Source organism: Klebsiella sp. KPN54798 (assembly GCF_021184225.1).
In the GTDB taxonomy this organism is placed as follows: Bacteria; Pseudomonadota; Gammaproteobacteria; order Enterobacterales; family Enterobacteriaceae; genus Klebsiella; species Klebsiella pneumoniae.
In genome coordinates this window covers 4867462-4881721 of sequence record NZ_CP089234.1, presented here as the reverse complement: position 1 = coordinate 4881721, position 14260 = coordinate 4867462, and the positions used below count along the sequence as shown (strand labels likewise).

Here is a 14260-nt window from a genome sequence, read left to right as displayed (position 1 = left end):
AAAAAGGAAGTGAGCAATGCGTAAAAAACTGTTAGCGATGCTGGCTGTCTCTGCTTTTGCGCTCGGTTCAGCGTCGGCCTTCGCCGACCTGGGCGAAGACATGGACACTCTGGCAGAAAACCTGCAAGTGGTACAGAAGACCTCCGACGCCGGCGAGCTGAAAGCGGCGCTGAATAAGATGCGTACCGCCGCGGTCGATGCTCAGAAAGAGACCCCGCCGAAGCTGGAAGGCAAAGCGGCCGACAGCGCTGAGATGAAAGATTACCGTCACGGTCTGGATATTCTGATCGGCCAGATCGACGGTGCGCTGAAGCTGGCGAACGAAGGCAAGGTGAAAGAGGCGCAGGCCGCCGCGGAGGAGTTTAAAACCACCCGCAACACCTATCATAAGAAGTACCGCTAACCGTTCTTTTCGGGAGGCATTAGCCGATGCCTCCCACCTGAAAGCCTACCGATATCACATTTTTCCACTCTCTTTTTCCGGCCTTTCCGCTGCCGCGGGCGCCTTGTCCACGCTCATTGTTGTGATACATCTCACGCCATAGCCGTCGTTTTTACCTTTTCCCTGTGAATATGTGGGGTCGATCACCCCTGCCGCCTCCCTTTCCACTTCGAAGTGGAAAACAACTCGCTACAAACTCCTGACCCCCGGCGCTACCTTGATTTCCAGAGACATCAGCGGGGTAACACAAGTGAATAACGGAGCGGTAATAAACGACGTAGGGGAGCAGGCGGCGCAGACCGAACGCCTGGCTGACAAGATGTTACAGCAGGTATTCGCCCTGTTAAGCCGTCACGACATCGTCCCTAACGACGTTCAGGAGCAAATGCTGACTTCCCACGTGCGGGCCATGGCCCACCGGTCAATCAGCGGCGAACCGCTACCGGAAGTGGATGCCAGTCTGTTCGAAGAAATTTCTGAAGATTCAATGATGCTGGCCCGCGAAGTGGTCGCACAGTTCGGCAACCTGCCTGATGAAGAGGCCTGGCTGCTCTCCGTCCACTTCGAAGTCGCGAAAGATAACCTGTAAGGAGCAAAACATGGAACAAATCACCGTAGTCATTGGCGACCGTCTGGGTAAAGGCCAAAAAGTCGCCGCAGGCGCTGAAAAAGCGGGCGCACGTGCTGTGGTCGTCCCTGGCGTTGCGGCCGACATGAAGCTTGGCGACATAATGAAAGCGGAAAACGCCACCTTCGGCATCTCCTTCTGCGGCAGCGGCGGCGCCGGCGCCATCACCGCCCAGACCAAATACGGCTACAAAGCAAAATACGGTATGCGCTCTATTGATGAGGGCGTCACCGCTATCAACGAAGGCTGCAACGTGCTGGGCTTCGGCTTTATGGATAAAGAAGAGCTGGGCGAGCGGCTGGTAGAAGCCTGGAAAAAGAAATACGGCGCATAAGTATGAAAGAGCAATTCACCACCACGGTGAGGGTTGCCGGCAAAGGCGAAAGCAAATCACGGGCCTTCGCCGATGCCCTGAACCATGTGCAGGCTGCGGTGATGAAATCATCCTCGCGCATCCTACTGCGTATTGAGCCACAGGACGTGACGGTTGTTCATGCGCGCGAAGCGGTACGAAAAGAGGCGTTTCTGTTCTTCTTTTTGCGCCGTGAACGACGGACCTACAGCGTGGAGCTGGACGTCACCGTCAACGTGACCGCCATCGATCTCGATAAAGTGGATTTCGTCACGCAAACCTGATTGTTAGCAAAAGGTCTGACTATGTTCCTGATAATTTTAATAAAATCGCTTATCATCGGCGGCCTGGTCGGCGTCGGCGTGGGCGCCGGAGCGGCACGCATGTTTCATGCCCCCACCACGCAGGGGATGGGGGCGTTTCGAACCCTGGGCGAGCTGAATTCCTGTGAGGGCGATCCGGCCTCCCACTTCTCCTTTGGCCTTGGCTTCTTCTTTAACGCCTGGGCCTCTTCCGTTGCAGCAGGCTCCTTCACCCAGGATGTTGACCACCGCATTATACCCAACTGGGGCGCGGCGGCGCTGATGCTGAAAAATCGTAACGTCGGCGAAACGCTGCACGATCCGAAAAAAATGGCCATCTCCTGCGGCATCATCGGCATGATTGTCGTCGCCTTCCTCAACCTGACCGCCTCGTCCGTACCGGAAGCGCTGCAGGTGACCGCCGTTAAGGTACTGGTGCCGGCGGCAAACCTGCTGGTAAACACCGTGATGCCGGTGATCTTCTGGCTGGCGGCGATCGATGCCGGTAAAAAATCAGGCTTCTGGGCGACGATTTTCGGCGGCGCCGCACAGCTGATTATGGGTAACGCCGTGCCGGGTCTGGTGCTGGGGATCCTGATCGGTAAAGGCGTCGAAGAGAGCGGCTGGAACCGGGTGACTAAAGTGATGATGGTGGCCATCGTCGCGCTGTTTGTCCTCAGCGGCTTCTTCCGCGGCTTCGACATGAAGATGATCGAATCCTTCCATCTGACCGTGCCGAACTGGCTGGACATGATCCACAACTCACTCAGCGGCAAGTAACGGGAGCCGGATAATGGAACAGAATAAAGGTTTTTGGTATGCCGACTGGTCGTTCCCGATCTTTGTTGGCCTGCTCTCCTCCGGCGTCTTCGCCGGGACCCACATGTACTACCTGTACGGCATCGGCGCCTTTAACGAAGTGGCCTTCGTGGCGATGCTGAAGTCGGGGATTGATACCGGCGTTTACGGCGCGGTGGCGGCGTTTGGCGCCAGCTTCCTGTTCGCCCGCATCATCGAAGGGTCGCTGGTAGGGATCCTCGATATCGGCGGCGCGATACAGACTGGTATCGGTCTTGGCGTGCCGGCGCTGCTGCTCGGCGCGGGCTTTGTCTTCCCGGTGGCGAACTTCGCCGCGTCGCTGGTCACCGGCCTGGTCCTCGGCCTGGCGGTGGGCTACATCATCATTCTGGCGCGTAAGTTCACCATCAACCAGAGCGATTCCACCTACGGCGCCGACGTGATGATGGGGGCCGGTAACGCCTCCGGCCGCTTCCTCGGTCCCTTGATCATCCTCAGCGCAATGACCGCCTCGATTCCTATCGGGATTGGCTCGCTGGTTGGCGCACTGCTGTTCTACATCTGGCAGAAACCGATCACCGGCGGCGCCATCCTCGGGGCGATGATCCTCGGTTCCATCTTCCCGGTGGCGATTAGCTAAGCGCCCGATGGCGCTGCGCTTATCGGGCCTACAAGCCAGTGCGGTTTGTAGGCCGGATAAGGCGGTACGCCGCCATCCGTACACTCTTTTCATCAGGAGATAGCTATGTTTGATTTACTCCTGCGCCGCGCGCGCCTCGTCGACGATACCCTGACTGATATCGCCATTCAGGACGGGAAAATCGCGGCGCTGGGCGAGATTAGCGCGCCCTCCCGTAAAACCATTGAGCTGAACGGCAAGGTTTACGTCAGCGCTGGCTGGATTGACTCTCACGTTCACTGCTACCCGAATTCACCGATTTATCACGATGAGCCGGATAGCGTCGGCATCGCCACCGGCGTCACCACCGTGATCGATGCCGGCAGCACCGGCGCCGACGACGTCGATGACTTCTATCAACTGACCCGTAAAGCGGCGACGGAAGTTTATGCGCTGCTCAACATCTCCCGCGTCGGGCTGATTGCGCAGAATGAGCTGGCCAATATGGCCAATATCGACGCCGCCGCGGTGAAGCAGGCGGTGCAGCGTCATCCCGACTTTATCGTCGGCCTGAAGGCGCGGATGAGCAGCAGCGTCGTCGGCGAAAACGGCATTACGCCGCTGGCGCACGCCAAGGCCATTCAGCAGGAAAACGACGATCTGCCGCTGATGGTGCACATCGGCAATAACCCGCCGAACCTCGATGAAATCGCCGATCTGCTGAGCAGCGGCGACATCATTACCCACTGCTATAACGGCAAGCCGAACCGCATTCTGAATCCTGCCGGCGAGCTGCGCAGCTCTATTACTCGCGCTCTGCAGCGCGGCGTGCGTCTCGATGTCGGCCATGGCACCGCCAGCTTCAGCTTTGAGGTGGCGCGGCGGGCGATTGCGCTGGGCATTCTGCCGCACACCATTAGCTCCGATATTTACTGCCGTAACCGGATCGACGGCCCGGTGCGCTCGCTGGCGCTGGTGATGTCGAAATTCCTCGCCATCGGCATGACGCTGCCGCAGGTGATTGACTGCGTGACCGTCAGCGCCGCCGAAGGGCTGCGCCTGTCGCGTAAAGGGCGGCTGGAAGTGGGCTTCGACGCCGATTTAACGCTATTTCGCCTGGAGCACCGGCCCACGCTGCTGGTGGATGCCGAAAAAGAGAGCCTGCAGGCTGACAACATTCTGGTGCCGCTGGCCGCGATCCGCGCGGGCAAAGGCTATCTGACCGAACAAGGGAGCGCGGAACATGCCTTCGATTTTTGAGAAATACCATTTAAAACAGGTGATTAATACTTCTGGCCGCATGACGGCGCTGGGCGTTTCCACGCCGCGCCCGGAAGTGGTGGAAGCCGCGATGGCCGGTATGAACCAGTACTTTGAAATGAAAGACCTGGTGAATAAAACCGGCGAGTACATCGCCAAACTGTTGGATGTGGAAGGGGCGACCGTTGTCTCCTGCGCATCGGCGGGGATTGCCCAGTCGGTAGCGGCGGTGCTGGTGAAAGACAGCGACTGGCTGCTGGAGAACCTGCACGTTACGCCGATTGAGAATAACGAAATCGTGTTGCCGAAGGGCCACAACGTCAACTTCGGCGCGCCGGTTGGCACGATGGTGGCGTTGGGCGGCGGTAAGCTGGTGGAAGCGGGCTACGCCAACGAATGTTCTGCCCAACAGCTGGCGGCGGCGATCACTCCGCGCACCGCGGCGATTCTGTATATCAAATCCCACCACTGCGTGCAGAAAAGCATGCTCAACGTGGCGCAGGCCGCGGAAGTGGCGCGCCAGCATAACTTGCCGCTGATCGTCGATGCGGCGGCGGAAGAAGATCTGCAGTGCTACTACCGCATGGGCGCCGACCTGGTTATCTACAGCGGCGCGAAAGCGATTGAAGGGCCGACCAGCGGGCTGGTGATCGGCAAAACGCAGTACGTCGAGTGGGTTAAGCGCCAGTCGATGGGGATTGGCCGGGCGATGAAAGTGGGTAAAGAGGGCATTCTCGGCCTGACCTGCGCCATTGAACACTACCTGACGGCGAGCAAAGAGAGCGGCGAGCAGATGGTGGCGAAGATGACGCCGTTTATCGAACAGCTCAACGCGCTTAACGGCGTGACCGCGCGGGTGGTGTGGGACAGCGCGGGCCGCGATATCGCCCGCGCCGAAATTAAATTTGATGAAGTCACGACCGGCGTGAAGACCGGCGATCTGGTTAACGCGCTGAAGCAGGGCGAATACGCCATCTACTTCCGCGGCTATAAAGCGAATGAAGGCATTATCGAAGCCGATGTCCGCAGCGTAAACGCCCAGCAGCTGGAGGTGGTCGCTCGCCGCATCGCAGAAGTTCTGAATAAGGAGAAACAAGCATGAAACTGACCCCAAACTTTTACCGTGACCGCGTGTGCCTGAACGTCCTGGCGGGCAGCAAAGACAACGCCCGTGAAATTTACGACGCGGCGGAAGGTCACGTCCTGGTCGGCGTGCTCTCCAAAAACTATCCGGACGTCGCCAGCGCGGTGGCCGATATGCGCGACTACGCGAAGCTTATTGATAACGCGCTCTCCGTCGGGCTGGGGGCAGGCGATCCAAACCAGTCGGCGATGGTGAGCGAGATTTCTCGCCAGGTGCAGCCGCAGCACGTCAACCAGGTCTTCACCGGCGTGGCTACCAGCCGCGCGCTGCTCGGGCAGAACGAGACGGTGGTCAACGGCCTGGTCTCTCCCACCGGTACGCCGGGAATGGTGAAGATCTCCACCGGCCCGCTGAGCAGCGGCGCGGCGGATGGCATTGTGCCGCTGGAAACCGCCATCGCGCTGCTGAAAGACATGGGCGGCAGCTCCATCAAATACTTCCCGATGGGCGGCCTGAAGCACCGCGCCGAGTTTGAAGCCGTCGCCAAAGCCTGCGCCGCGCACGATTTCTGGCTCGAGCCGACCGGCGGTATCGATCTGGAAAACTACAGCGAGATCCTGAAAATCGCCCTCGATGCCGGGGTAAGCAAAATCATCCCGCATATTTACAGCTCGATTATCGATAAAGCCAGCGGCAACACCCGCCCGGCCGATGTTCGCCAGCTGCTGGAGATGACCAAACAGTTAGTTAAGTAGTGCCCTTGTCCCTCACCCTCAAAGGGTGAGGAGCAGCTTATCCCACTGAACCATCAAGGAGTTGCTATGCCTGTCGCTCGTCATCTGCTTGTCGCTTCACTGTCCCTGTTTGCCGCCGCCGCGGGCGCCGCGCAAACCCACTATGCCTGGGTAGGCACCTATAACCCCAATGGCGAAGGTCTGTATCGCTTTACCGTCGATGCCAAAACTGGCGCCCTGCGCGATAAGACGCTGGTGAGCTCGTTGCCGAATGTCGCGCAGTTAACCGTGTCGCGCGATGGCAAAACGCTGTATGCCGCCAGTGAAGTCGAAAAAGGCGTGGTGCAGGCGTGGCGCATTGAAAAGAACGGCGAGCTGACCGCGCTCAATCAGGTCGCCTCCGGCGGCGCCGGGCCGGTGTATCTCTCCCTGACGCCGGACGGTAAGCATCTGCTGGTGGCTAACTATGTCAGCGGCAGTATCGCCGTGCTACCGGTGCAAGAAGATGGTAGCCTGGCTGAGGCGGTGGACAGGCATCAGGATGAAGGCCCGGCAGGCGCCGAACGCCCGGCGGCGGCCGTCGAGGGCAGCTTCGCCATCAGCGATCACAACGGCCCGCATGCCCATATGATCGCCGCCGATCCCAGCGGGAAATACGTTTACTCTACCGATCTGGGGCTGGATCGGATCTATCAGTATCGGCTGGATAGCGCCAGCGGCAAGCTAACGCCGAACGATCCGCCGTTTATCGCCGCCTCGTCGCCGGGAGCCGGCCCGCGCCACTTCGTCTTTACGCCAAAGGGCGACGGCCTGTGGCTGATTAATGAGGAAGCGTCGACGCTGACCTTCTATCATCTGGATAAGCAAAGCGGCCTGCTGCGTGAAGGCAAAACTGTCTCCGCGCTGCCGGAAGGGTATAAAGGCACCAGCTTTGCCGCCGGACTTGTGTTGAGCAACGATGGCAAACAGCTATATGTCGCCAACCGCCTGCATAACAGCATTGCCCACTTCACGGTGCTGGCCGACGGCAGCCTGAGTCACCAGGAAGATATCTGGACGCGTGGCGATTATCCCCGCACCCTGACGCTGGATAATCAGGGGCAGTGGCTGTACGTCATGAACCAGCGTAGCGATAATATTACCCGCTTCAGCGTGGCGCCGAAGGATGGCAAATTAACCTTTGCCTCCGACTATACGCCGGTCGGTAGCCCATCGCAGATGGTGATATCCGCCCAACCCTGAGCCGTAACAACAAGGAACTGACATGCGATTTCCCAACCAACGCTTAGCGCAACTCTTCACCCTACTGCGAAATGAAACGCTGCCGCAGGATGAGCTGGCGCAACGCCTGTCGGTTTCCACCCGTACCGTGCGCGCCGATATTACCGCCCTGAATACGCTGCTGGCGCAATATGGCGCGCAGTTTATCCTTAACCGCGGCAGCGGTTATCAGCTGAAGATAGATAATCCGACGAGTTTCCAGGCGCTGGAGGAGACCGCGCCGAAGGCGCAGCACGTGCCGCGTACCGCCCAGGATCGCATCACGTTTCTGCTGGTGCGTTTCCTGACCTCGGCGTTCTCTATCAAGCTGGAAGACCTGGCGGATGAGTGGTTCGTCAGCCGCGCCACGCTGCAAAATGACATGGTTGAGGTGCGCGAGCGCTTCCAGCGCTATCAGCTGACTCTTGAAACCCGCCCGCGCCACGGCATGAAGCTGTTCGGCAGCGAGGTGTCAATTCGCGCCTGCCTGACCGACCTGCTGTGGGAGCTGACCCAGCAAGGCGATATCGCGCCGCCGATCGGCGCCGAGGCCTTTGCGGCGGAGGTGCCAGCGCTGCTGGAGCCGGTGCTGCAGGAGACGCTCACGCGGCATCATATTCGCCTCACCGACGCCGGCGAGCGCTTTGTCTGCCTGTATGGCGCGGTGGTGGTGCGCCGCGTCAGCGAAGGCTACCCGCTGGCCGATTTCAGCGCTGAAGATGTGGCGCAGAACGTCCGCGACGCCGCGCGCGAGCTGACGGGCGAGCTGCAGCGGCTGGCCGGGAAACCTTTATCGCCCGCCGAAGAAGAGTGGCTATGCGTGCATATCGCGGCCCGTCAGGTGCAGGATGTCGATCCGGAAACTATCAGCGCCGACGATGATGAAGCGCTGGTCAATTACATCCTGCGCTACATCAACAGCCAGTATAATTACAACCTGCTGGACGACGCCCAGCTGCATGCCGATCTGCTGACCCACATTAAAACCATGATCACCCGGGTGCGCTACCAGATCATGATCCCCAATCCGCTGCTGGATAACATCAAACAGCACTACCCGATGGCCTGGGATATGACCCTGGCCGCGGTCTCCAGCTGGGGGAAATATACTCCGTACACCATCAGCGAAAACGAAATCGGCTTTCTGGTACTGCATATCGGCGTTGGGCTGGAGCGCCACTACAACATCGGCTACCAGCGTCAGCCGCAGGTGCTGCTGGTGTGCGATACCAGCAATGCGATGGTACGGATGATCGAAGCGATCCTGCAGCGCAAATATCCGCAGCTGGAGATCGCCGCTACCATCTCCCAGCGCGAGTACGAACAGCGGGACGCGATCGAGGCGGATTTCGTTATCTCAACGGTGCGGATCGGCGAAAAAGACAAGCCGGTGGTGACCATCGCGCCGTTCCCCACCGACTATCAGCTGGATCAAATCGGCAAGCTGGTGCTGGTGGACCGTACCCGTCCGTGGATGCTGAATAAGTACTTCGATGCCGCCCACTTCCGGGTGGTCGATAAGCCGATGGATCAGCAAACGCTGTTCGCCGAGCTGTGCCAGCAGCTGCTGGAGGAAGGCTTTGTCGATGCGGAGTTTCATGCTTCGGTGGTGGAACGTGAAGCGATCGTCAGCACCATGTTAGGGGATGGCATTGCGCTGCCGCACTCCCTGGGGCTGCTGGCGAAAAAGACGGTGGTTTATACCGTTATCGTCCCGCAGGGCATCGCCTGGGGCGACGAAACCGCCCATCTCATTTTCCTGCTCGCTATCAGCAAACGCGAGTATGAAGAGGCGATGGCGATCTACGATATTTTCGTGACTTTCCTGCGCGAGCGCGCCATGAGTCGCCTCGCCGCGACCCGCAGCTTCGATGAGTTTAAAACGGTGGCGATGGAGTGCGTCAGCCGGTTTTGAGAGGCGTTTTCCAGATTCGAGTGTAATTCAAATGTAATGCTATACTGCATTACAAAATTCCCTTTTCTGGAGGCATAATGGCCACGCTCAATGTTCGACTGGACGATAAACTCAAAAAAGAGGCTTATGCCGTGCTGGAGAAACTCGATATGACACCAACGGAGGCGGTACGCCTGCTGTTTCAATACATTGCGGAAAATGGCCGCATGCCGGTGAAAAGTATGACCATCAGTGATGGCGAAGCGGCGTTATTACGCACCGTTCGCGAACGGCTGGAAAACCCACGGCCGGGGGTTAAGGTGAGTCTGGATGACCTATGAACTGGAGTTTGATCCACGAGCCTGGCGCGAATGGCAGAAGCCTGGCGAGACGGTCAAAAAACAGTTCAAAAATAAGCTCCAGCAGATTGTGCAGAATCCGCGAATTGAGTCGACCAGGCTGAGCGATTTACCGGATTGCTACAAAATCAAGCTTAAGGCGTCAGGTTATCGGTTGGTGTATCAAGTACGAGATAGTGTGGTGGTGGTTTACGTTATTGCCATTGGCAAAAGAGAGAAAGCGGCCGTTTATCATCAGGCGAATAAACGGCTCTAAACGCTATCGCAAATGATGTACGACCTGGTTGCTGCTGCCGCGCCAGATAAGCGCCGGATCTTTCAAATCCTGCACAAACTTACCGTCAACCAGCACGTTAATCAGGTTCACGACTTCCATCTGCTCGGCGTTCAGTTCGTCAATCTTATAGCCCGTCCAGACCCAGATATCTTTGCCGGGGCATTCGGCGCGTACGCGCTGAACCAGCTTTAAAATATCCGCGATGTTCTGCGGATGCAGCGGATCGCCGCCGGAGAGCGAAAGCCCCTGGCGTTTGATGCGGGTGTCGTTGAGGTCGGCGATGATACGGTCGGCCATCTCAGCGGTAAACGGCATACCGGAGTTCACCCGCCAGGTGCTTTTGTTGTAGCAGCCGGGGCACTCGTGGACGCAGCCGGAGACAAACAGGGTGCAGCGGGTGCCGGGGCCGTTGACGATGTCGACGGGGTAGTACTGGTGATAATTCATTTTCGCTTCTCAATTAACGCCATAGCCGCGTTGGCTGCGCTCGCTCACCCCAGTCACGTACTGAATGTACGCTCCCGGGGATTCCCTCGTTTGCCGCCTTGCTCTGACGCTAATTGCTTTGCGAAAACGGAGGTGCTGTGCATTTGTAAAGGGAACGGCTCCCGGCGTCGCTGCGCTCGCCCGGGCTACGAAAAGCCGCATACGCGGTTGTAGCCCGGATAAGGCGCTTTGCGCCGCGATCCGGGAACGGCTCCTTAGTGGCCAAACGGCTACGGGGCCGGTCCCTTCTCCCCGTTGGGGAGAGGGTGAGGGGCTAAACCAGCTGGAATTAACCAATCTGCCCATTGCCCAGGTGCTTCACGCGGCGCTTCACTTCTTCCTGCTTGCCGGCGTTGAACGGCCGCGCGTCCGGGCTGCCGAGATAACCGCACACCCGGCGGGTAACGGAAACGCGGGCGGCGTCGTGGTTACCGCATTTCGGGCAGGTAAAGCCCTTGCTGGTGCACTCGAACTCGCCGGTAAAACCGCACTCGTAGCACTCATCGATCGGCGTATTGGTCCCGTAGTACGGCACGTGCTGATAGCTGTAATCCCACACGTCTTCCAGCGCCTTGAGGTTATGCTGGATATTCGGGTACTCGCCGTAGCAAATGAACCCCCCGTTGGCCAGCGGCGGGTACGGCGCTTCGAAATCGATCTTGTCGTACGGGTTGACCTTCTTCTCCACGTCGAGGTGGAAGCTGTTGGTGTAGTAACCTTTGTCGGTTACCCCTTCCACCACGCCAAACTCGGCGGTGTCGAGACGGCAGAAGCGATCGCACAGGTTTTCGCTCGGCGTGCTGTACAGGCTAAAGCCGTAGCCGGTTTCTTCCTTCCACAAATCGACGGCGTCGCGCAGGCGCTGGACGATGGCCACGCCTTTCTCACGCAGCGCCTCGCTGTCGTACATATGCTGGTTGCCGTACAGCGCATTGATGGTTTCATGGATACCGATATAGCCCAGAGAAATGGACGCGCGGCCGTTTTTGAAGATCTCGGAGACGTCGTCGTCGGCTTTCAGCCGCACGCCGCAGGCGCCTTCCATATACAGGATCGGCGCCACGCGAGCCTTCACTCCTTCCAGGCGGGCGATACGGGTCATCAGCGCTTTACGCGCCAGCTGCAGGCGCTCGTCCAGCAGCGCCCAGAAGGCGGCTTCATCGCCTTTCGCTTCCAGGGCGATGCGCGGCAGGTTGAGACTGATCACGCCGAGGTTATTGCGTCCATCATGCACCTGCTCGCCGTTCTCGTTTTCCCATACCCCGAGGAAGCTGCGGCAGCCCATCGGCGTTTTAAACGACCCGGTGACTTTCACCACCTGATCGTAGTTGAGGATATCCGGGTACATGCGCTTGCTGGCGCACTCCAGCGCCAGCTGTTTGATGTCGTAGTTCGGGTCGCCGAACTTATGGTTCAGGCCGTCGCGGATCGCGAACACCAGTTTCGGGAACACCGCGGTTTTGCGATTTTTACCGAGGCCGGCAATGCGGTTGCGCAGAATCGACTGCTGGATCAGCCGCGATTCCCAGCTGGTGCCAAGGCCGAACCCGAAGGTGACGAACGGCGTCTGGCCGTTGGCGGTATGCAGTGTGTTAACCTCATACTCCAGCGACTGGAAGGCGTCGTAGCACTCTTTTTCGGTACGGGCGCGGGCATAGCCTTCGGCATCCGGGATCTGCCACTCTTCGGCGATTTTGCGATGCTTTTTGAAGCTTTCGCTGACGAACGGCGCCAGTACTTCGTCGATGCGGTTGATGGTGGTGCCGCCGTAAATATGGCTGGCGACCTGGGCGATGATCTGCGCTGTCACCGCGGTGGCGGTAGAGATAGACTTCGGCGGCTCGATCTCCGCGTTGCCCATCTTAAAGCCCTGGGTCAGCATGCCTTTCAGGTCGATCAGCATGCAGTTGAACATCGGGAAGAAGGGCGAGTAATCGAGGTCATGATAGTGGATCATGCCGCGCTCGTGGGCCATCACCACATCGTGGGGCAGCAGGTGCTGCCGGGCGTAGTGCTTGGCGACGATCCCGGCCAGCAGGTCGCGCTGGGTCGGGATGACTTTACTGTCCTTGTTGGCGTTTTCGTTGAGCAGCGCGGAGTTGGTCTGCTCGACGAGGCCGCGGATCTCCTGATTGAGGCGGCCGCGCTTCTCACGCTGGCTATCGCGGTCATGGCGATACTCAATGTAGGCGCGCGCCAGCTGCTTATAGGGGCCGGACATCAGCTGGTTTTCCACCGCGGTCTGGATCTCGTTGATGTCGACCTGGGCGCGGCCCTGCATTTGTTGGCTAACGACTTCTGCGACGGTGGCGCAATAGTCTGCGTCATCGACTCCCGCTGCTTTAGCTGCACGCAGAATTGCTTCCTGAATGCGCTCTGAGTTGAACGGCACTTTACAGCCATCACGTTTCATCACATGCGGTGTCATGATCACTCCATATATAGAACAGGTTATCCACAGAGGCGGAGGTTATCCCGAAGGCGCTGCACGCTACGGCTCGTGCTGTTTACCTTCGGATCCGGCCCGTTTTATCCACATCTCATCACCGCCAGACATCGACAAGATATGGTGACATAATAGACGATTAATACAACATGTTGGGCCGAGGCGCATTTTAAGTTCTATATGTAGTGATTTGCATCAAAGATGTTTGCGATTTTATTGACCCAGAACAAGGTAAAAAGGTGAGAGTACGGATGATGGGCGCTGGCGATAAATGTAAATTTAGGCGCTTAAAATATAAGCAAAAATCGAGCCCGTTCAGGCATGAAACGGGCAAATATTCAGGCAATCAACGTATCGTTAAGCAGATCGACCAGCAGTAGCAGGGCATAGCGAGCCTGCTGCGGGTCAGCGGGCAGCGGCAGGATGGCGCTGGCCATATCGCCAAGGGCGTGCTGTTCCGGCGTCAGAGCAATAATGGTCACTCCCTGCGTACGCGCCTGCAAAGTAGCGCTTTGCAACACAGGGTTGGCCTCGGCAGTGGCCAGCACCAGCAGCAGATGATCGTCATTGAGGGTGCTGGCGGTCAGCCGCATCAGCGCCGCATCCTGACAGAGATTAATCGCGATGCCGGAGGGCAGTAGCTGATGCTGGAGCAGCGCGGCCAGCGTCACGTCCTGGGCGCCAAGGGCGAAGCAGTGTACCGCACGGGCGCTCAGCAGGCGCGATTTACACTTTTCCACCGCCGCTTCCGCGGTATGGCCGAGCTGACGAGTTAGGGTAACGCCAAGGCTGCTAAGTTTGTCGCGCCAGGCGACGGGCAGGGCGGCGCTGTCCGGCGTAAGCCAGCTGGCGCGCCGTTCGCTGGCCTGCGCCAGCTGTTTACGCAGATCACGAATATCATCGCAGCCCACCGAGCGGGCGAAGCGGGTAATGGTGGCAGGGCTGACCCCCGCGCTGGCTGCCAGCTCGTCAATAGAGGCGCTGGCGGTAAAGCTTAGATTTTGTAGAATAAAGGTGGCGACGCGCGACTCCTGGGCACTAAAGCGGCGCATTCCTTCCTGCAGCTGACCTACGATATCCATCCTCATGTTCCCTTTGGCAAAACCCGTATTTGAAAATATTTTTCAATTATCGACTGTCTCTCTTTATAGCACCCACGCCGCATATTTCCTATGGTCAGAGCAGTAAAGGGTGACGCCCTGGCGATAAAAATGCGCAAAAATTGAGCCTCGATCACATCGGTGAAAATTATTTTCATATAGCCTTCACTATCACACAATATTAACAATATAGTCGTCCAGGCCCTGAGGGCTGAAGCG

General features: G+C 58.4%; 18 protein-coding genes. 13 read left to right on the top strand and 5 right to left on the bottom strand.

Annotated features, from left to right (window positions below):
- Positions 1 to 16 precede the first annotated feature (16 nt).
- Complete coding sequence (cybC, locus tag LPQ25_RS23425) at positions 17 to 403, top strand: cytochrome b562 (protein WP_002886893.1); 387 nt, start codon at positions 17 to 19, stop codon at positions 401 to 403.
- 54 nt (positions 404 to 457) lie between these two features.
- Here the strand turns inward: cybC and LPQ25_RS23420 are convergent, their stop codons facing one another.
- The gene (locus LPQ25_RS23420) at positions 458 to 589 is read right to left on the bottom strand and encodes a hypothetical protein (RefSeq protein WP_014908079.1); all 132 of its coding nucleotides are present in this window, start codon (positions 587 to 589) and stop codon (positions 458 to 460) included.
- Positions 590 to 692: 103 nt separating this feature from the next.
- On the opposite strand from LPQ25_RS23420, the gene LPQ25_RS23415 reads away from it, so the two are divergent.
- From LPQ25_RS23415 to LPQ25_RS23360, 12 genes are all read left to right on the top strand, one after another.
- Positions 693 to 1031: a PRD domain-containing protein gene (locus LPQ25_RS23415; RefSeq protein WP_002886894.1), complete on the top strand. Its 339-nt coding sequence runs from the start codon at positions 693 to 695 to the stop codon at positions 1029 to 1031.
- A gap of 10 nt (positions 1032 to 1041) precedes the next feature.
- On the top strand, positions 1042 to 1404 hold the full coding sequence (locus LPQ25_RS23410) for an SFCGS family glycine-rich protein (RefSeq protein WP_002886895.1): 363 nt from the start codon (positions 1042 to 1044) through the stop codon (positions 1402 to 1404).
- A 2-nt stretch (positions 1405 to 1406) separates the two neighbouring features.
- Positions 1407 to 1706 carry a DUF4312 family protein gene (locus LPQ25_RS23405; protein WP_002886896.1) on the top strand — a complete coding sequence of 100 codons (300 nt, stop codon included), beginning with the start codon at positions 1407 to 1409 and terminating at the stop codon, positions 1704 to 1706.
- 21 nt (positions 1707 to 1727) lie between these two features.
- Positions 1728 to 2504: a DUF4311 domain-containing protein gene (locus LPQ25_RS23400; RefSeq protein WP_002886897.1), complete on the top strand. Its 777-nt coding sequence runs from the start codon at positions 1728 to 1730 to the stop codon at positions 2502 to 2504.
- Positions 2505 to 2517: 13 nt separating this feature from the next.
- Complete coding sequence (locus LPQ25_RS23395) at positions 2518 to 3162, top strand: DUF4310 family protein (RefSeq protein WP_004152267.1); 645 nt, start codon at positions 2518 to 2520, stop codon at positions 3160 to 3162.
- A gap of 105 nt (positions 3163 to 3267) precedes the next feature.
- Complete coding sequence (locus LPQ25_RS23390) at positions 3268 to 4401, top strand: amidohydrolase/deacetylase family metallohydrolase (protein WP_012737228.1); 1134 nt, start codon at positions 3268 to 3270, stop codon at positions 4399 to 4401.
- On the top strand, positions 4385 to 5503 hold the full coding sequence (locus LPQ25_RS23385; RefSeq protein WP_004186689.1) for a DgaE family pyridoxal phosphate-dependent ammonia lyase: 1119 nt from the start codon (positions 4385 to 4387) through the stop codon (positions 5501 to 5503). Before LPQ25_RS23390 ends, LPQ25_RS23385 begins: the two co-directional genes overlap by 17 nt.
- Positions 5500 to 6240, top strand: coding sequence for a 2-dehydro-3-deoxy-phosphogluconate aldolase (gene dagF, locus LPQ25_RS23380; protein WP_002886899.1), 741 nt, complete (start codon positions 5500 to 5502; stop codon positions 6238 to 6240). Before LPQ25_RS23385 ends, dagF begins: the two co-directional genes overlap by 4 nt.
- Before the next feature lie 66 nt (positions 6241 to 6306).
- Entirely contained in the window at positions 6307 to 7461 is a 1155-nt protein-coding gene (locus tag LPQ25_RS23375) for a lactonase family protein (RefSeq protein ID WP_012737230.1), read from the top strand.
- A 22-nt stretch (positions 7462 to 7483) separates the two neighbouring features.
- Positions 7484 to 9394 carry a BglG family transcription antiterminator gene (locus tag LPQ25_RS23370; RefSeq protein ID WP_012737231.1) on the top strand — a complete coding sequence of 637 codons (1911 nt, stop codon included), beginning with the start codon at positions 7484 to 7486 and terminating at the stop codon, positions 9392 to 9394.
- Positions 9395 to 9471: 77 nt separating this feature from the next.
- A complete protein-coding gene (locus LPQ25_RS23365; protein ID WP_002886901.1) occupies positions 9472 to 9714 on the top strand; it encodes a type II toxin-antitoxin system RelB/DinJ family antitoxin in 243 nt (80 codons plus the stop codon).
- Positions 9704 to 9988: a type II toxin-antitoxin system RelE family toxin gene (locus LPQ25_RS23360; protein WP_004178374.1), complete on the top strand. Its 285-nt coding sequence runs from the start codon at positions 9704 to 9706 to the stop codon at positions 9986 to 9988. The genes LPQ25_RS23365 and LPQ25_RS23360 overlap by 11 nt, the downstream gene beginning before the upstream one ends.
- 3 nt (positions 9989 to 9991) lie before the next feature.
- On the opposite strand, the gene nrdG is transcribed toward LPQ25_RS23360, so the two are convergent.
- The 4 genes from nrdG to LPQ25_RS23340 all read right to left on the bottom strand — a co-directional run bounded on the left by nrdG (position 9992) and on the right by LPQ25_RS23340 (position 14199).
- Positions 9992 to 10456 carry an anaerobic ribonucleoside-triphosphate reductase-activating protein gene (gene nrdG, locus LPQ25_RS23355; RefSeq protein WP_004222151.1) on the bottom strand — a complete coding sequence of 155 codons (465 nt, stop codon included), beginning with the start codon at positions 10454 to 10456 and terminating at the stop codon, positions 9992 to 9994.
- A 328-nt stretch (positions 10457 to 10784) separates the two neighbouring features.
- A complete protein-coding gene (nrdD, locus tag LPQ25_RS23350) occupies positions 10785 to 12923 on the bottom strand; it encodes an anaerobic ribonucleoside-triphosphate reductase (protein WP_004186701.1) in 2139 nt (712 codons plus the stop codon).
- Between the two features lie 356 nt (positions 12924 to 13279).
- Positions 13280 to 14023, bottom strand: a complete 744-nt coding sequence (locus LPQ25_RS23345) for a MurR/RpiR family transcriptional regulator (protein WP_002886905.1) — start codon at positions 14021 to 14023, stop codon at positions 13280 to 13282.
- Positions 14024 to 14025: 2 nt separating this feature from the next.
- Positions 14026 to 14199 (bottom strand): hypothetical protein, encoded by a 174-nt coding sequence (locus LPQ25_RS23340; RefSeq protein WP_041169004.1) that lies wholly within the window; start codon positions 14197 to 14199, stop codon positions 14026 to 14028.
- Positions 14200 to 14260 lie beyond the last annotated feature (61 nt).